Source organism: Pseudactinotalea sp. Z1748 (genome assembly GCF_049725185.1).
Classification (GTDB): domain Bacteria; phylum Actinomycetota; class Actinomycetes; order Actinomycetales; family Beutenbergiaceae; genus CALKWS01.
Map to the genome: position 1 here is coordinate 1 of NZ_JBMPQB010000010.1, position 17450 is coordinate 17450.

Sequence of the window (17450 nt, forward strand, 5' to 3'; positions counted from 1 at the left end):
ACCGCGGTGGTGGCCGGGTAGGGGCCACCGTGCTGCTGGGCGTAGGTCACCGACACCCCGGTGGGCCACTGGTTCCAGATCACCCGGCCGGCGATCTCGGTCAGCACCGCCAACAGCGGCTGCACGGGGCAGTCGTCCTGCCCGAACACCCCGGCGGTGAGCTGGCCGCCGTAGGTGCGCGCCACCTGCACCGCCTGATCCAGGTTCTCGTACTCCACGACCAACGCGGTGGGACCGAAGCACTCGGCCTGCAGCGCGTCGGGGTCGGCCAGCATCGCATCGGCGGTGGTGCGCAGCAGGGTGGGAACCTGACCCTCCGGCCCGTCCTGACCCTGCACCAGCACCACCGCCGTTGCTCGAGGACCGGCCGGGCGTGGGCGGACGGGCCGGGCCTACGTCTGCCGGAGCACCGTCTGCGACCTGCCGGTCACCGGACCGGAAGCACTCAGGGACGCACTGGGGTTACACCGGTGCGTCCACGATGGGCCAGACGAAGCCAGCAGGTCCAGACGCTGCCTAGGAGTGCGATCACCGCTGCGACCACGAACGCGCGGGACAGGCCACCATAATGGGCCACCAGCCCAAGCACGATCGGGCCGAGGCCGATCCCGAGGTCGAGGCGGATGCTCGCGGTGCCCGCGGCCGCGCCCCTGGTGGCGGGGGTAGCCGTGGCGAAGATCGCCGCGAAGAACGCGGGCGTGCTCAGGGCGACCCCCGCACCCAGCACGACGGTGCCGGTGACTAGTCCGAGCGGGGTTGTCGAGACGACGATCACCGACAGCCCGAGAGTCATGGTGGCCAGGGCGATGGCCGCGACCGTGAGGGGAGGAAGCTTGTCCTGCGCCCGGGCCAGGGCGACGCGCAGCGCCACGACGACCAGCCCGTAGACGAAGATTGGCATGCTCGCGTTCGCCAGTCCGGCACCGTCAGCACGCAGCGGCGCGAAGGCGAGGAACCCTCCCATGGCGGCGACCGACGCGAAGAAGCCCAGGGCGATGGGCACAGCAGGCCAGTGGATCAACCCGCTCGGTGGCTCGGCTGTGGGTGCTCGGGGGACCCGGGTCTCCCCGATCGTGGCCGCCAGCGCCGCGCCGCCGACGCAGAGGATGGCCGCGACCACCCAGGCGCCACCGAAGCCCAGCGTCCTGACGACGACCTCACCGAGCGGGGCGCCGAGTCCCAGACCCAGGTAGAGGCCGAGGGAGTTGTAGCTGATCGCCTCCCCCATCCTGCTCGGCGGGGCCAGGTCGGCAAGAGCCGCCAGCGACGCGACGAAGAAGGCCGCCTCCGCGACCCCGAAGAGCAGCCGCAGCAGGACGACAGTCAGCAGGTTGTCCGCCACAGTCATCCCTACCAGTGTCAGCGCCGCCAGCAGCGCGCCGCCGATCAGCAGTGGGGCCCGGCCATAACGGTCGCTCCACCGTCCCGCCAGGGGCCGGAGCAGGATGGCTGACACCGCGAACGCACCGAAGGCGAGTCCTGCGCCTCCGGGTGTCGAGCCGACCGGGCCGGTGACATAGAGGGGAAGTGCGTAGATCGCGACACCCGACGCCGTGAAGTAGGCCAGGTCAGCCAGCCCCAGACACACGAAGGCCGGCGTCAGGAGGCGGTCAAGTTGGTGACCCGCCGGGGCTGCCTGTGCGGTGCCGCCGCTGCCGCGATGCCCGGTCCCGATCGTGAGTTTGGAGTCGCTCGTCGGAGTACTCATGACTGAAGGGTGGCCCGACGCGGCCGTCAGCACATGGGCAGACCTACCCAGATCGGTCGAGGAGTCCGTGGTCCATGGCGAACAGTGCTGCGCCGGCCCGGGTGGACGTCCCGATCTTGAGGTAGACGTCCTGCACGTGGTGCTCGGCCGTCCGGCGCGAGATGCCCAGCCGTTCGGCGATCCCGGGGTTGGACACCCCTGCCGCGACCAGTTGCAGGACCTCGATCTGCCGCCCGGTCAGGCCGGCCGGGCGGGCCCGGACGCGGGTCGCGGCGTGCCCCGTCTCAGCCAGGACCGCCGTCACCGCGTCCGGATCCATTCGTCCGGCGGAAGCCTCCTCGCGCAGCCACGCCGCAGCCTTCACGGGAGCCAGGGCGGGTCGGTGTGGACGCCCCTCGACCAGCACCCGGTACCGGTCGGCAGCAGCCAGCAGCCGGGCCGGCATGGGCAACTGGGCCGCAGTCAGCCCGCGGTGGTAGCCGCTGCCGTCACTGCGCTCGTGGTGGCGACCGACCAGGGCGGCGACGTCCGCCAACTCGGGGACCCGGGCGACGATCCGCTCGCCGTGGTAGGGGTGCAGGCGGGCCTGGTCCCGTTCGGAGACCGTCAGGCCGGCCCCCTTGTCCCAGATGCGGCTCGACACCCCGACCATCCCGATGTCGTGCAGGTGCCCGGCCAGCCGCAGCTCAGCCACTGCGTGGTGCAGACCGCACCGGTCCGCCGCCCCGGCCGCCAAGTCGGCGACGGCCGTCGAGTGGCCCAGCAACCAGGGGCTCTTGAGGTCAGCCAGGTTGCCGACCGCACGCGCCACGTCGAGCAGCCGATCTCCCTCCACCAGTGCTACCGGGTCGGGCTCGTCGGCGAGCAGTTGCTGGTAGGCCTCGAGGTCCTCGACATCGGCAAGCAGCCCTCGGGCATTCGTGACGAGCAGGTCGCACAGGTCGGGGTCCAGTTCGCCACCGGCCCGCGACCGCACCTGCTCAACCGCGGTCCGCGGCTCACCCTCCATGGCGAACAGCACGGCGCAGAAGGACACCTGCATGATCCGGGTGGAGAGCGGGATCATGTTCCCCTTCGTGGGTGGATAGCCCTGGCCGTCCCACCGGGCCGCCACGTGGAACAGGGCTTCCTGCACCGAGTGAGCCAGCCCGATGGCTGCTGCCGCCTCGCGAGCTACCTCACAGGTTGCCCGTGGCCCATCCGCCATCCGTCGGCTGAGCCGCACCGTCCGCGCAGCCGCCCGGGCCCGGGTGGTTCTCTGCGTCCGGGCCAGCCCCGCCACCCAGGTCGACCAGACGTCCGTCGGCCGGGTGAAGTCGGTCCGCAGGGCCAGGCGCGTCACCGCGATGTCATCGCCCCACAGCACCCCGAGTTCGTGGGCGTACGCCGTGCAGCCCAGGTGCTGCAGCAGCGAGACGTAGAGCGCGTCGGAGACCTCGGCGTCCGACAGGCCGGCCAGCCGCGCCAGTCGGACCGCCACAACACTGCGGCGCAACGACTCCTCCAACGGAGCCCCGGTCCCCAGGTCCATGGCGACGGAGAGTCCGCCGAGCAGGCCCAGCAGGCGGAACACCAGTTCATCGTGGCATAGCGGTAGCCGCCCAGCACGTTAAAGGCGCCCAGGAATAGACCGACCTCCCACATCACCGCGCCCAGTGGGATGACGACGAGCAACTCCGCCAGATTGGTCGCCCAGTTGACGATCTTGGCATTCGCGCTGGCCTGCAGGAACCCGAGCCGAGCGACCCGACCAGCATGAAGACTATGAAGGAGTCGTTCCCGGCGCCAGCGCGCCGTCATCCACCCCGATTGTGATGCCCTCCACATCCACATCGGTCGCGATCACCTTCGCACCTTCGGCGACCAGTCTGCGCACGTGGGCGAAGTCAGCGCGAAGTTAACGAACTCAGCGGGGGTGGGGGCGTGTGTGGGCGGGTTACTTCCCGTCGACCATCTGGGGCAGGCCCAGCGGATTGTCGTCCTGCAACTCGGCCGGCAGCAGGTGCTGGGGCAGGTTCTGGTAGGCCACCGGACGCAGGAACCGGTTGATCGCCGCGGTGCCCACCGAAGTGGTACCCACCGCGGTGGTGGCCGGGTAGGGGCCACCGTGCTGCTGGGCGTAGGTCACCGACACCCCGGTGGGCCACTGGTTCCAGATCACCCGGCCGGCGATCTCGGTCAGCACCGCCAACAGCGGCTGCACGGGGCAGTCGTCCTGCCCGAACACCCCGGCGGTGAGCTGGCCGCCGTAGGTGCGCGCCACCTGCACCGCCTGATCCAGGTTCTCGTACTCCACGACCAACGCGGTGGGACCGAAGCACTCGGCCTGCAGCGCGTCGGGGTCGGCCAGCATCGCATCGGCGGTGGTGCGCAGCAGGGTGGGAACCTGACCCTCCGGCCCGTCCTGACCCTGTGCCAGCTCCTCGACCTGCGGGTGCCCGCTCAGTTCGCTCAGCGACTCCGCATGCCCCTTGCCGATCCCCTCGTTCAGGAAGTCGTGCACCGCCGGAAGCGTGGCCACCTGGAGTTTCTCCACCAGGCCCGAGCCCACCGGAACGAACAGGGTGCCCGGTTTGGTGCAGAACTGGCCGGTGCCCATCGTGAAGGAACCGATGAAGCCCTCGGCGATCTCATCGGCCCGCTCGGCCGCGGCGGCCTCGGTGACGAAGACGGGGTTGTTGCTGCCCAGCTCGCCGTAGAACGGGATCGGCTCCGGACGGGCGTTGGCCAGGTCGAACAGGGCGCGCCCGCCGGGGATGGACCCGGTGAACCCGGCGGCCTTGATGCGCCGGTCCTGGACCGCGGCGGTACCCGCCTCGCGCCCGTACACCACGGCGAAGACCCCGTCCGGCGCGCCCGCGCGGCGCAGTGCCTCGCTGACGACGTCGCCGGTCATGCGGGACAGTTCGGGGTGGCCGGAGTGGGCCTTGACCACGACCGGGTTACCGGCGGCCAGGGCTGAGGCGGTATCGCCACCGGCCACGGAGAAGGCGAACGGGAAGTTCGAGGCGGAGAACACCAGCACCGGCCCGATCGGACGCAGGTACCGGCGCAGGTCCGGGCGTGGGGCACCCATCGGCCAGTCGGCGTCGGCGTGGTCGATGCGCACGTCCAGGTGCCGGCCGTCGCGCACCACCTCGGCGAACAGGCGCAACTGGAACGCGGTCCGCTTCAACTCCCCCTGCAGGCGGGGCTCGGCGAGGTTGGTCTCCCGCATGCCCACCGGGATCAGTTCGGATCCGGCGCCCTCCAGGGCGTCGGCCACGCCTTCCAGGGCCCCGGCACGGTCCTGCGCGCTCATGGCCGACCACGCCGGTGCAGCCACGGCAGCAGCCTGCAGCACCCGATCGAGTTGGGCGTGATCGGTGGTGCTTCGGTAGTTGGCGGCTGGTGCTGTCATCTCTGCTCCTTCGTTGCATTCGAGTGCGGGTCGGATCCGCAGCGCTCCTTAAGCGGCGGCGCAGCGGTGGAATCGGCCATCGTGGTGAACGTGACGGGCATGGCGACCGGGCGGCGCGCGGTGGAGATCAGGGCGTCATGAGCGGGGGGTCTAGCGCGAGTATCCGCCGTTGCGGCGCCCGCAGCAAGGTGAGGGCCGCCCCCGTTCGCTGCCGGCGCACCCTCGCCGTGCTGCCCGGCACCCCGGCCGGCGGCCTCAGGCGCCCGGCTTCCGCAAACCGCCGCGAGCGCGCACATCCGCCCCTGGCACCAGCCCATGCCGATGCGGGTGGTGCCCTTCAGCCCGCGTGGTTCGGCGGCTCCCAACTGGTCACCGGCCTCACGGGCCCGGCTCCACGGCACCTCCTCGCAGCGGCACACGATGGTGTCCGCCTGCAACCAGTCGGTCCAGGCCGGCGGCAACGGGTGCGCGCGGTGCATCGCCCGGGCGAAAGCACGGTGCTGCCGGCGCACCAGCCGGTCCGTGCGCGAGATGCCACTCACGGTGCCGTGGGCCAGGGACGCCGCCGACGCTCCGGCGATCCGCCCCTCGGCAACGGCCGCGCCCGCGCCGGCCACGCCGGTGATCTCCCCGGCCAGGAACAGTCCCGGGACCGAACTGCGCTGGTCCCCGTCGACCGTTCCGACCAGGGAACCGTCCAGGTCCACCCGGGTGCGGGCGCCCAGCTGCAGCAGCAACTCGGCCTGCGGGGTGAAGCCCCAGCCAAGACCGACGACGTCGATCCCCCCGATCCGCCGGGAACTGCCCGGGCGGATGCTGCCGCGGGAGTCCACCTTGGCAATGGTGACGGCCTCAACCCGGTGCTGACCGTGGATACCTGTGATGGCGGTGCGGGTGCGGTAAGGCACCCGGTGGCGGGCCAGCAGGGCGGCGTAGGCCGCACCCTCCTTCAGTTTCGATGGCACCGCCAGGCCGGTGACGCCGCCAGGGAACCAGCCGCGCAGCGCAGCCGCCTCGGCGACCCCGCGCACCCGTGCCCCGGCTTGCAGCACCGAGGCCGCCGCGGAGAGCAGGAACGGGCCGGTGCCCCCGAGGAAGACGCGCGCACCCGGTGCCACCCCCTGGGTCTTGATGAAGGCCTGCACTCCCCCGGCCGCCATCACCCCGGGCAGCGTCCACCCGGGGACCGGCACCTGCCTGTCATAGGCGCCCGGGCACAGGATGAGCGTGCGTGCCCGGACCAGGCCGGTTCCCGTGGCGGGCGCTGCCTCGGGGACGGCCGCGGTGCTGATGAGGTACCCCGGTGCGGCCATCCCGGCGCCACCGCCGGTGCGCGCGATGGACCACACCTGGGTGCCGGGACGGTAGATCACCTGCCCGGCATCGATCGCCGCGCGCACGTTGGTGGCCAGGCCGGTGTAGGTGCGCCAGCCATGGTGCCAGCGCGAGGGGTCGCCCGTCTCGGTCACCTCGTCGGCGTGGCGCCAGTACTGCCCGCCCAACTGGCGGGCAGCGTCGATCAACAGCACCCGCGCACCGGCCCGGGCCGCCGCATCGGCCGCGGCCAGCCCGGCCGGGCCGGCACCGACGACGGCGACGTCGGCAGCGTCGGAACCGTCGGCAGCGTCGCCGATCTGAACGCTCATGGCTGCCCGCTCCCCTGGTCGTCGCACTCCTCGCGAAGTGCGGCCCCGGCGTCGTCGGCTGTGCCGGTCCGGACCACCATGCCCTCGGCCGCCTGCACCAGGCAGGCGCGCATCGACGGGCGCCCATCGATGCTGACCAGGCAGTCGAAGCAGACCCCGATGCCGCAGAACAGCCCGCGCGGTTGCCCGGCGAAGCGGGTGCGCCGCCAGGCCATCCGGTCGGTCTGGGCCATCAGGACCGCCGCCACCGTGCGGCCCGGTGGCACCTGCACCGCCTGCCCGTCCACGGTGATGGTGAGGTCGGGATCCGTGCTCATCAGGAAGCCTCCTGGTGGTGGGCGTCCGCGGCGGAGTCGAAGCGGTGCGGAGCGAACGGCGCCAGGTCCAACTCGGGGCGGGCGGTGAGGGCCTGGGCAATGAGTTTGCCGGTACCCACCGAGAGTCCGATCCCGGCGCCCTCGTGCCCGCACGCGTGCCACAGCCCCTCGGCACGCTGATCCGGGCCGATGACGGGTACGTGATCGGGGCTGTAGGGACGGAATCCGAAGTAGTGGCGCAGGATGCGCACGTCGGCCAGGAAGGGGAACAGAGCCAGCGCGTTCGCCGCGATCAGTTCCAGTGCCACGGGGTTGGGCCGCTCGTCGAACCCGACCCGCTCGCGGGAGGACCCCACCAGGATGGTGCCCGAGGGCGTGCCCTCCACCACCGGCGAGGACTGCAGCGCGCTGTCCGAACTACCCACGTTGTCGATGTACTCGGCTGCGTAGACCTTGTGGAAGACCCGCGGCGGCAGTGGTTCGGTGACCAGCACGTAGCCCCGCCGCGGCGCCACCGGTACGTGCACCCCGGCCAACTGCGCCACCTGTGCCGACCACGGCCCGGCGGCATTGACCACCGCCGCCCCGGAGAAGGTACCGCGCGTGGTGCGCACCCCGGTGATGCGCTCGGCCCGGTCCCGCACGAGGCCGTGCACCTCGGTCTCGGCGACCACGCTGGCCCCGTACCCGGCTGCCATCCGCAACAGGTGTGCGGTCAGCAGCATCGGCATCACCTGGCAGTCGTCCGGGTAGAACGCTGCCCCGACCGCCTCGTGGCTGATGTGCGGTTCCAACTCCCGCAACGCTGCCACGTCGATGTCCTCCACCCGGATCCCGTGGCTGCGCTGGGCCTGCAGCGCCCGTTGCAGCGAGACCATGGAGGAGTCCCGGGAGGCCACGATGATGCCGCCCTTGGCCTCGAACTCCCACAGGTCCGCGAACTCGGCGAGTTCGCCGCGCCATAGCGACAGCGAGAAGTTCGCCAGGTCCAGTTCGGGCCCGCGTTCCTTGTCCGAGACCAAGATGTTGCCCTCGCACCGCGAGGACGTGGCGCCTCCCGGGCGGCCGCGGTCCAGCACCGTCACCGACAGCCCGGCCCGGGCGCTGTAGTAGGCGACCGCAGCCCCGACGGCGCCGGCGCCGATAACGATGACGTCGCTGGTCCCGGCGGTGACCTGCGCAGGGTTCACTGAGACGGCCACCGTCACCCGGAGCCGCTGCCCGGCCCCTCCATCAGGGCCGCGGTGGTCTCAGAGGTCGTGGACGCCGCAGGGGTCTCGGCCGGCTCGCTTCCCACGCCCTGGGCCCAGAGCCGGGAGACGTGCCCGATGTGGGTCACGATCAGGTCGTAGGTGCCGGCCGCGTCGCCGGCCTCCATCAGCTCCAGCAGTTGGGTGTGCTCGCGGGCGGAGTCCACCAGGACGCCGGCCTCGGCCAGCGGGCGCAGGGCCTTCAGGCGGGTCTGCCCGCGCAGCCGGGTGGCCAACTCCACCAGCAGGGTGTTCCCGGAGCAGCGCAGCAGGTCGGCGTGGAACTTCCGGTCCCCGCTGAGGTAGGTGCGCAGGTCCCCGGCCTCGGCAGCGGCGGTGACCTCGTCGGCGAGCCGGTGCAGGCTCGCGTAGTCCGCAGCCGGGATCGTCCCGGCCAGGTCGCGCACCACCGGAGCCTCCAGGAGCGTGCGTACCTCGGCCATCTCCTCCAGGTCACGCGGGGTCATCACGGTCACCCGGAACCCCTTGTTCTTGACCGAGATGACCAACCCCTCCCCGGCCAGGTCCATCATGGCCTCACGCACCGGGGTGGCGGAAACCCCCAACGGCTCGGCCAGCGCAGGCGCTGAGTAGAGCCGGCCCTCCTCCAGGTCCCCCACGATGATGGCAGTGCGCAGCGCCTCGGTGACGCTGGCGCGCAGGCTCTTGTACTGCTGGATCGTGTGGAGCGGAATGTCCTGAGCCGACGTCATGGTGGTCTCCTGCTGGTCACTGATTGGTAACGACACACTCAACGGTGAGCCGTGTGCCGGTAGCCTACATCGGCGCAATTGCACAGCGCGGTCACAACTCGAATCCTTCGGGATATGGATCGGAGGGATCCAGGAAGTACTGCGCAGTCCCGGTGATCCAGGCCCGGCCGGTCACGGTGGGCACCACCGCGTCCACGTCGCCGACCTTCGTGATCCCGGTCAACCGGCCCACGAAGCGGGAGCCGATGAAGGACTCGTTCACGAAGTCCGTGTTCAGCGCCAACTCCCCCTTGGTGTGCAGCTGCGCCATCCGGGCGCTGGTACCGGTGCCGCAGGGGGAACGGTCGAACCACCCGGGGTGGATCGCCATGGCGTGCCGGGAGTGCTTCGCCGTGGAGCCCGGGGCCTGCAGGTACACGTGGTGGCATCCGGTGATATCGGGGCGGGTGGGGTGCACCGGGGCGTCGGTCTCGTTGATCGCCGCCATGATGGCCAGCCCTGCGCGGAGCAGCTCGTCCTTGGCCGCCCGGTCGAACGGCAGGCCCAGGTCTTCCAGTTCCACCACGGCATAGAAGTTGCCGCCGAAGGCCATGTCGTAGGTGACCTCGCCCAGGCCGGGAACCTGAACGCTCGCACCGGTGCGCAACGTGAAGGAGGGCACGTTGGTGATCGTCACCGAGGTGGCCGAACCGTCCTGCACCGCGACCTGCGCCACCACCAGGCCGGCCGGGGTGTCCAACCGGATGGTGGTGACCGGTTCGGTGACCTCGACCATGCCGGTCTCCACCAGCACGGTGCACACGCCGATCGTGCCGTGCCCGCACATCGGCAACAGCCCGGACACCTCGATGAACAGCACGCCCCAGTCCGCGTCGTCGCGGGTGGGTGGCTGCAGGATCGCCCCGCTCATCGCGCTGTGCCCGCGCGGCTCGCGCATCAGCAGCCGGCGCAGGTGGTCGTTGTGCTCGGCGAACCAGAGCCGCCGCTGCGCCATCGTGGCACCCGGGAACACGCCTACCCCGCCGGTGATCACGCGCGTGGGCATGCCCTCGGTGTGTGAGTCAACGGCGTGGTAGACGTGTGAGGTTCTCACGAGTGTTCCTTCGTGGTCCCGGGCCGCGGTCCCTGGCGGTTCCGCCGCGCCTCGTGGCTTACTTGTAACCCTTGGCCAGGGCCGCTTCGGTGTCGGCAGTGATGCCCTTGCGCATCCAGTCTGCCAGCGGACCGCGCGGCGGGCGGGTGGGGCCGCCCTTGAGGCCGTAGATGTCCATGGAGAGCTTGATCGCCTGAACGAACTCGGTCTTGGTGTCCCACCGCAGCAGCGAGTGCAGGTCGGTGTAGATCTCGCGGGCCTTGAGCAGGTCCGCAGGGCTGCCGGAGGTGGACAGGGTGAACAGTTCCACCGTGGTCTGCGGAATCGCGTTGGTGTAGCCGGCCACCCAGCCCACCGCGCCGGCCAGGCCGGTCTCCAGCAGGGTGTCGTCGGTGCCGATCAGGATGTCCATCTGCGGGCTGAGCTCCTTGATCGCGTACGCGCGCCGCACGTCACCGGAGAACTCCTTGACGCCCACCATGTTGCCCTCGTCGTGGATCCGGGCGATCAGTTCGGGGGTCAGGTCCACCTTGGTGTCGATCGGGTTGTTGTACCCCACCACCGGCAGACCGGCCCTGGCGGCCAGGCGGAAGTGCTCGGCCACCTCGTCATCGTTGGCGCGGTAGGTGTTCGGGGGCAGCAGCATCACGGCCTGAGCGCCGGCCTCGGCCGCTTGGTTGGCCCACTTCTCGGTCTGCAGGCCACCGTAGGCGCCCACCCCGGGCATCACGGTGAAGCCCTCCGGCGCAGCGGCCACGGCGGTCTGGACCACCCGGGCGCGCTCTTCGTCGGACAACGTCTGGTACTCCCCCAGCGATCCGTTCGGCGCGACCCCGTGGCAGCCGTTCGCGGCAAGGAACTGCACGTGCTCGCCGTATGCGTCGTAATCCACCGACAGGTCGTCCTTGAACGGCAGGGCGGTCGCGACGATCACACCGTGCCAGGGCTTGCGCTCACTCATGAGAGGTCTCCTCTGAATCCCACATTCGTGCAGAAAACCTCTGCACACTGGCGTCAGTGTGCTCTCATCTTCCTCGTGTGTCAACTGTGACATTGCACTGTAGGTATAGTGCGGGATGGACCGTGACCCAGCGACGCAATGAGGCACTGATCATGACGACACCCACACCCCCGGCCGGGCCGGATCGCACCAGCACCAGCGCGGCCGAGGCGCTGCGGGACCTCTATACCCAGGAGTGGACCTGGCGCACCGGGGAACTCGGTCCGTTGACGATGACTACGCCCACCGAGGTCGTCGGCTTCCTACCCCAGGTCGACGAGGCCAGCCAGGAGCGACGCCGGAGACGCTGGGAGCAGACCCTGGTGGAACTGGAACGGATCCCGCGCTCCGAACTCACCGAGGCCGAACGGCTCGACTACGACGTCTACGCCCAGCAACTGCAGACGCTGGTGGCTTCTCAGCGGTTCCGGCTGTGGGAGCGCCCGGTGAACGCCGATTCGGCGTTCTGGCGCAACCTCACCTTCGGCGCGAGGCGCCAGGTGCTGATGACCGACGACGACGCCCGCACCTACCTGGGCCGGCTCGCCCAGATCCCGCGGTACTTCGCCCAACAGACCGAGAACATGCGCGCCGGGCTGGCCCGCGGCTTCGGTCCGCCCCGGATCACCCTGACCGGGCGCGAGGAGCCGGTCCGCGCCGTCGCCCAGGCCGCCGATGTCACCGAGCTGGCCCTGTTCGCGCCCCTGCGCACCCTGCCCGCGGCCATGGACGCCGCCATCCGGGAGGAGCTGCACCAGGAGGCTGCCGCGCTGCTGCGCGAGGTGGTGGTGCCGGCCTATGCCGAGCTGCTGGAGTTCCTGGTCACCGAGTACCTGCCGAACCTGCCCGAGAGCATCGCCGCGCACGACCAGCCCGAGGGAGAGGCCTTCTACGCCGCCCAGTTGCGGGAGTTCACCACCACCGCCCTGAGCCCCCAGCAGATCTTCGACATCGGCATGGAGCACGTACGCGCGATCCGGGCCGAGATGGAGAAGGTGGCTGCCGAGGTCGGCTTTGCCGGCGACGTGGCCGGCATGCTCGCCTTCATGCGCGCCGACGCGCAGTTCTACGCCAGCACGCCCCGGCAACTGATCGCCGAGGCCGCCTACACCTGCAAGGCCTTCGAAGGCGTGATCCACCGCTACTTCGGTCGTCTGCCCGATCAACGGTTCGCGATCGTGCAGACCCCGCCCGACATCGCCCCGTTCGACACCTTCGGGCGCGGGGCACCGGATGCCTACATCCTGAACACCTACAACCTGCCCGCCCGGCCGCTGTACTCCCTGCCGGCGCTCACCCTGCACGAGTCCGCTCCGGGGCACTCCTTCCAGCTCTCCCTGGCTCGGGAGCTGGATCTGCCGGACTTCCGCCGTCAGTACATCTCCGCCTTCGGTGAGGGCTGGGGGCTGTACTGCGAGCGGCTGGGGGTGGAGATGGGCATGTACACCACGCCCTACGAGACAATGGGCATGTTGTCCTTCCAGATGTGGCGGGCGGTCCGCCTGGTGGTCGACCCCGGCATGCACGCACTGGGGTGGAGCCGGGAGCAGGCCCAGGACTTCCTGCGTGAGAACACCGCGATCGCCGAGCACGAGATCCTCACCGAGATCGACCGCTACATCGCCTGGCCGGGCCAGGCGGCTGCCTACTACCTGGGGCAACTGAGCATCGAGAAGATGCGGGCCCGCGCCGAGGCCGAGTTGGGCGCCGACTTCGACATCCGTGACTTCCACGACACCGTGCTGGGGCTGGGAAGTGTGCCGCTCGCCGTGTTCGAGGAGCACATGGTGCGATACATCGAAGGACGCCGGGCCGCACGCGGATGAGCGCGGCCCACCACCAAGGGCGGCAGCGGGAAAGTCACGCGACGCCCCTTTACGTGAGCGTTAACATGGTACGTGCCACTACGCAGCCCGAGTGGAGGACGCAGCGGTCCGTGCGCGCCAAGGATGCCAGCTCTCCGACCGTTTGGGCTACGTAACATGGCACATTGCATGTGTTACATTTCTACGAATGTGACGGGGGCAGCGAGGCGCCACGCCATGGACGAGACGCAGAGCGAGGAACAGCGATGACGGACTGTGAACGCATGAATCCGGTTCGGATCCTGCGGCTCTGCGAGGGGTCGGGACCATGCTGAAGTTCCTCGGGATGCGGTTCCTCCGCTATTCGGTCATGACCATCGCGGTCACGTCGCTGGCCTACCTGCTCGCGGTGAGCTTCTTCAACCCGGCGCTGCAGATGCTGGACACGCAGGGCGGCATCGAGATGGACCCCGAGATCAGTTACGAACGGGTCCAGCAAACCCTGGCCCGTCTGGACCTGGATCCTGACCAGAACGCGTTCCAGCGCTACTGGGTCTGGCTGACCGCAATCCTGACCGACTGGGACTGGGGCCGCACGCCGAGCGGCGGGTTCGTGAACTCCGAGTTCGGGATCCGGCTGTGGATCTCCACCCAACTCACCCTGGCCGCCACGGTGCTGACCTTCATCCTCGGTGTGGCGCTGGGCGTCTTCTCCGCGGCCCGGCAGTACAAGCTCGGGGACCGGGTCACCACGTGGTACTCCTACCTGACCATGGTGCTACCCACCCCGGTGGCCTACCTGCTGGTGCAGCGGGCGGCGATCTGGATCAACGATCAATCCAGCGAGCGCATCTTCTACGTCACCGGGTTCCGCAGCATCGGGGTGGAGGGAACCTGGAACCAGATCGTGGATATGGCCGCCCACTACGCCGTCCCCACGGTGGCGATGACCATCTTCGGCTGGGCCTCGATGCAGATCTCCCAGCGCCAGTACCTGCTGGACTTCGTCAACGCCGACTTCGTGCGGACCGCCCGTGCCACCGGCCTGACCCGGAACCAGGCGATCCGCAAGCACGCCCTGCGGGTCTCATTCGTACCCACTGCCCAGTCCCTGGCCTTCACCATCCCGGCGCTGTTCACCGGCACGATCTTCGCCGAGGTGATCTTCAACTGGGACGGTCTGGGCTCCTGGTCCATCCGGGCCCTGCACGCCCACGACGTGAACTCCACCGTGCTGATGACCTTCTACGGCTGTGTCATCTTCGCCATCGGGGCCCTCCTGGCGGATCTGTTCACCTCGATCGTCGACCCGAGAGTGAGGCTCTGAGCCATGTCGATGACTCCGCTGTCCGCAACCCAGAACGCCCGCAGCACCGGCGCTGAGGTACCCACCCACGACGATGCCCCCACCGAGCCCCTCGGTGCCGACTTCAAACCACTGGGTAAGAAGCGGCTGATCCTGAAGCGGTTCTTCCGCAACAAACTCGCCGTCGTCGGGCTTGTCATGCTCGGCCTGATCGGAGCGTTCGCACTCTTCGGACACCTGCTCACCCCATGGCACTACACCCAGCAGGACTTCCTCGCCCTCGGCTCCCCACCCAGCGAGGAGCACTGGTTGGGCACCAACTCCGCCGGGGTGGACATGGTCGCTCTGCTCGCCCAGGGCGCGCGGACCTCCCTGATGATCGGCCTGGTCGTGGGACTACTGACCCCGCTCATGAGTCTGATCATCGGTTCCGCGATGGCCTACTTCGGCGGCTGGGTGGACCGCGGCTGGATGTGGGTGATCGAGTCCCTCATCATGTTCCCCCAGATCATCCTTATCGGGATCATCATGACCGGCCGCGGCGGTGGGCCGGTGCTGCTGGCCTTCATCATGGTGATGTTCGGCTGGATGTCCTCGGCCCGTCTCATCCGCGGGATGGCGCTGTCGTTCGTGGACCGCGAGTTCGTCAAGGCGGCCCGGTTCATGGGCGTCCCCTCGCTGCGGATCGTCTGGCGCCACCTGGCCCCGAACCTGGCCTCCCTGGCCATCATCAATGCCACCACCAGCATCTGGGGCGCGATCCTGGCCGAGATCAGCCTGTCCTTCCTGGGCATCGGCGTCACCGTCCCGGAGACATCCCTGGGGCTGATGATCGCCCAGGCCCGCAACTACCTGTTCTCCCAGCCGTGGATGTTCTGGACTCCGGTGCTGGCGTTCATGCTCATCGTCGGCGCCCTGGCGCTGATCAACGACGGGCTGCGCGATGCGCTCGACCCCGAATCCAAAGCCAGCGGTAAGGCCAAAGCATGAGTACCTTCGCCACCCGGTCCGGTGACGCCGCGACCCGACGCACGGACGAGCCCGTGCTGAGCGTGCGGGACCTGAACGTGCGCTTCCCCTCCGAGGCCGGCACCGTGCACGCCGTCCGCGGGGTCAGTTTCGACCTGCGTCCGGGACAGGTGCTGGGCATCGTGGGTGAATCCGGCTCCGGCAAGTCGGTCACCTCGATGGCGATCATGGGACTCCTCCCGGACAACGCCAAGGTCGACGGCGAGGTCGTCCTCGCCGGTGAATCCGTGCTGGGCCTGTCGGACAAGCAGATGAGCCAGCACCGCGGGAACACCATCTCCATGGTGTTCCAGGACCCGCTGTCCTCACTGACCCCGGTGCTGTCGATCGGCCACCAGATCACCGATGCGATCAAGAACCACAACCCGGAGATGTCCAAGGAGGACAGGGAGGCCCGGGCGGTGGAACTGCTGACCAAGGTCGGCATCCCCGACCCCGAGGGGCGGATGACCTCCTTCCCGCACGAGTTCTCCGGCGGGATGCGCCAGCGGGTGATGATCGCGATCGCGATGGCCAACGATCCCGCGGTGATCATCTGTGATGAACCCACCACCGCCCTGGACGTGACCGTGCAGGCCCAGGTACTGGAACTGCTCAAGATCGCCCACCGGGAGACCGGCGCCGCAATCATCATGATCACCCACGATCTCGGTGTGGTGGCCGGCCTGGCCGATGACCTGCTGGTGATGTACGCCGGCCGGGCGGTGGAGGAGGGCAGCACCGAGGATGTCTTCGCCAATCCCTCGATGCCCTACACGATGGGGCTGATCGCGGCGGTGCCACGACTGGACGTCTCCGCCGAGCACGCCCTGGCCACCATCCCCGGCCGACCGCCGAACCTGGTCGACCCGCCCACCGGTTGCACCTTCGCCCCTCGATGCCCGCTCGCGACCGAGAAGTGCGAGCAGGGCGAGCCGGACCTGCTCCCCATCAAACCCGGTAGCGACCACAGCGCCGCCTGCGTGCGCCTGGACGAGACGGTGCACGCCGATGCCCAGGAGGTATACGGAGTCAAACGGATGCCGCGTTCGCAGATCGAGGAACTGCCGCGCTCAGAGCGCGAGGTGGTGCTGGCTGCGGACAACCTGGAGCGCCGGTTCGAACTGCGCAGCCGGATGCTGAAACGGCATCTGGGCACCGTGCGCGCCGTGGACGGCGTCAGCTTCGATGTCCGGGAGGCCGAGTGCTTCTCCATCGTGGGTGAGTCCGGCTCGGGCAAGACCACCACGCTGCTGGAGATCATGGAGATGAACCCGGCCGAGGGGGTGCGGCTGGAGATCAACGGCACCGTGATCGAGGGGGCGAAGCGACGCCACCGAGCACCGCGCAGCCTGCGCGCCGACGTGCAGATGGTCTTCCAGGATCCGGTCGGGGCGCTGTCCCCACGACAGACGGTGTACGAGATTCTGGCCGAACCGATGCAGACACACGGGTGGAAGCCCGATCGGGTCAAGGCCCGGATCCTGGAACTGCTCGAGATCGTCGGCCTGCAGCGCGACTACGTCAACCGGTTCCCGAACGCCTTCTCCGGAGGTCAGCGCCAGCGCCTCGGCATCGCCCGGGCACTGGCGCTCAATCCCAAGGTGATCGTGCTGGACGAGCCGGTCTCCGCCCTGGATGTGTCGATCCAGGCCGGGGTGATCAACCTGCTGCAACGGCTCAAGTCGGAGTTGGGCCTGTCCTACCTGATGGTCGCGCACGACCTGTCGGTGGTGCGGCACATCTCCGACCGGGTCGCGGTGATGTACCTGGGTAGATTCGTCGAGATCGGCGACGTGGAGACGATCTTCGACCGGCCCCGCCACCCGTACACCCAGGCGCTGCTCTCGGCGATCCCGATCCCGGACCCGCAGGTGGAGAAGAACCGCACCCACCTGGTCCTGGAAGGTGACCTGCCCTCCCCCACCGACGTCCCCGGCGGTTGTCGGTTCCGCCCGCGCTGCCCCCTGTACCAACTGCTCCCGGAGGACAAGCAGCGCGCATGCGAACAGACCGAGCCCGCCCTGGACCCCATCGACGAACGCGACCAGCGGGTGGCCTGTCACTACCCGCAGGACCTCGTCGAGGCGGTGGCGCACGGACCCAGGGCCGGCGGGAGGATCTGAGCCTCCAGCGGGCAGTAGCGAAGAACACGTTCTGACAACTTGCGGTCGCGGGGCCCGACGCGACCGGCAACACGGAGG

The 17450-nt window shown here is 69.5% G+C and carries 14 protein-coding genes; 4 read left to right on the plus strand and 10 right to left on the minus strand.

The window, feature by feature from the left end; translation table 11 throughout:
• The 10 genes from ACO0LU_RS17075 to ACO0LU_RS17120 form a co-directional block, all read right to left on the minus strand.
• Nucleotides 1–338 (minus strand): aldehyde dehydrogenase family protein (locus ACO0LU_RS17075; protein WP_424792552.1); only part of this gene is annotated, 338 nt, incomplete at its 3' end.
• Nucleotides 339–445: 107 nt separating this feature from the next.
• Nucleotides 446–1708: an MFS transporter gene (locus ACO0LU_RS17080; RefSeq protein ID WP_424792553.1), complete on the minus strand. Its 1263-nt coding sequence runs from the start codon at nt 1706–1708 to the stop codon at nt 446–448.
• Nucleotides 1709–1751: 43 nt separating this feature from the next.
• Nucleotides 1752–3281: an HD domain-containing phosphohydrolase gene (locus ACO0LU_RS17085; RefSeq protein ID WP_424792554.1), complete on the minus strand. Its 1530-nt coding sequence runs from the start codon at nt 3279–3281 to the stop codon at nt 1752–1754.
• Nucleotides 3282–3644: 363 nt separating this feature from the next.
• Nucleotides 3645–5108, minus strand: a complete 1464-nt coding sequence (locus ACO0LU_RS17090; RefSeq protein WP_424792555.1) for an aldehyde dehydrogenase (NADP(+)) — start codon at nt 5106–5108, stop codon at nt 3645–3647.
• A complete protein-coding gene (locus ACO0LU_RS17095; RefSeq protein ID WP_424792556.1) occupies nt 5105–6754 on the minus strand; it encodes an FAD-dependent oxidoreductase in 1650 nt (549 codons plus the stop codon). Before ACO0LU_RS17095 ends, ACO0LU_RS17090 begins: the two co-directional genes overlap by 4 nt.
• Nucleotides 6751–7071, minus strand: a complete 321-nt coding sequence (locus ACO0LU_RS17100; protein WP_424792557.1) for a (2Fe-2S)-binding protein — start codon at nt 7069–7071, stop codon at nt 6751–6753. Before ACO0LU_RS17100 ends, ACO0LU_RS17095 begins: the two co-directional genes overlap by 4 nt.
• Nucleotides 7071–8261: an NAD(P)/FAD-dependent oxidoreductase gene (locus ACO0LU_RS17105; RefSeq protein WP_424792558.1), complete on the minus strand. Its 1191-nt coding sequence runs from the start codon at nt 8259–8261 to the stop codon at nt 7071–7073. The genes ACO0LU_RS17100 and ACO0LU_RS17105 overlap by 1 nt, the downstream gene beginning before the upstream one ends.
• Nucleotides 8262–8275: 14 nt before the next feature.
• On the minus strand, nt 8276–9034 hold the full coding sequence (locus ACO0LU_RS17110) for a GntR family transcriptional regulator (protein ID WP_424792559.1): 759 nt from the start codon (nt 9032–9034) through the stop codon (nt 8276–8278).
• A gap of 91 nt (nt 9035–9125) precedes the next feature.
• Nucleotides 9126–10127, minus strand: coding sequence for a proline racemase family protein (locus ACO0LU_RS17115; protein ID WP_424792560.1), 1002 nt, complete (start codon nt 10125–10127; stop codon nt 9126–9128).
• Nucleotides 10128–10185: 58 nt separating this feature from the next.
• Complete coding sequence (locus ACO0LU_RS17120) at nt 10186–11088, minus strand: dihydrodipicolinate synthase family protein (RefSeq protein ID WP_424792561.1); 903 nt, start codon at nt 11086–11088, stop codon at nt 10186–10188.
• Nucleotides 11089–11240: 152 nt separating this feature from the next.
• Between ACO0LU_RS17120 and ACO0LU_RS17125 the strand changes: the two genes are divergently transcribed.
• From ACO0LU_RS17125 to ACO0LU_RS17140, 4 genes are all read left to right on the plus strand, one after another.
• A complete protein-coding gene (locus ACO0LU_RS17125; RefSeq protein WP_424792562.1) occupies nt 11241–12953 on the plus strand; it encodes a DUF885 domain-containing protein in 1713 nt (570 codons plus the stop codon).
• Nucleotides 12954–13260: 307 nt separating this feature from the next.
• Nucleotides 13261–14259 (plus strand): ABC transporter permease, encoded by a 999-nt coding sequence (locus ACO0LU_RS17130; RefSeq protein WP_424792563.1) that lies wholly within the window; start codon nt 13261–13263, stop codon nt 14257–14259.
• Between the two features lie 3 nt (nt 14260–14262).
• Complete coding sequence (locus tag ACO0LU_RS17135; protein ID WP_424792564.1) at nt 14263–15228, plus strand: ABC transporter permease; 966 nt, start codon at nt 14263–14265, stop codon at nt 15226–15228.
• Nucleotides 15225–17372 carry a dipeptide ABC transporter ATP-binding protein gene (locus ACO0LU_RS17140; RefSeq protein ID WP_424792565.1) on the plus strand — a complete coding sequence of 716 codons (2148 nt, stop codon included), beginning with the start codon at nt 15225–15227 and terminating at the stop codon, nt 17370–17372. Before ACO0LU_RS17135 ends, ACO0LU_RS17140 begins: the two co-directional genes overlap by 4 nt.
• The last annotated feature ends 78 nt before the right edge of the window (nt 17373–17450 follow it).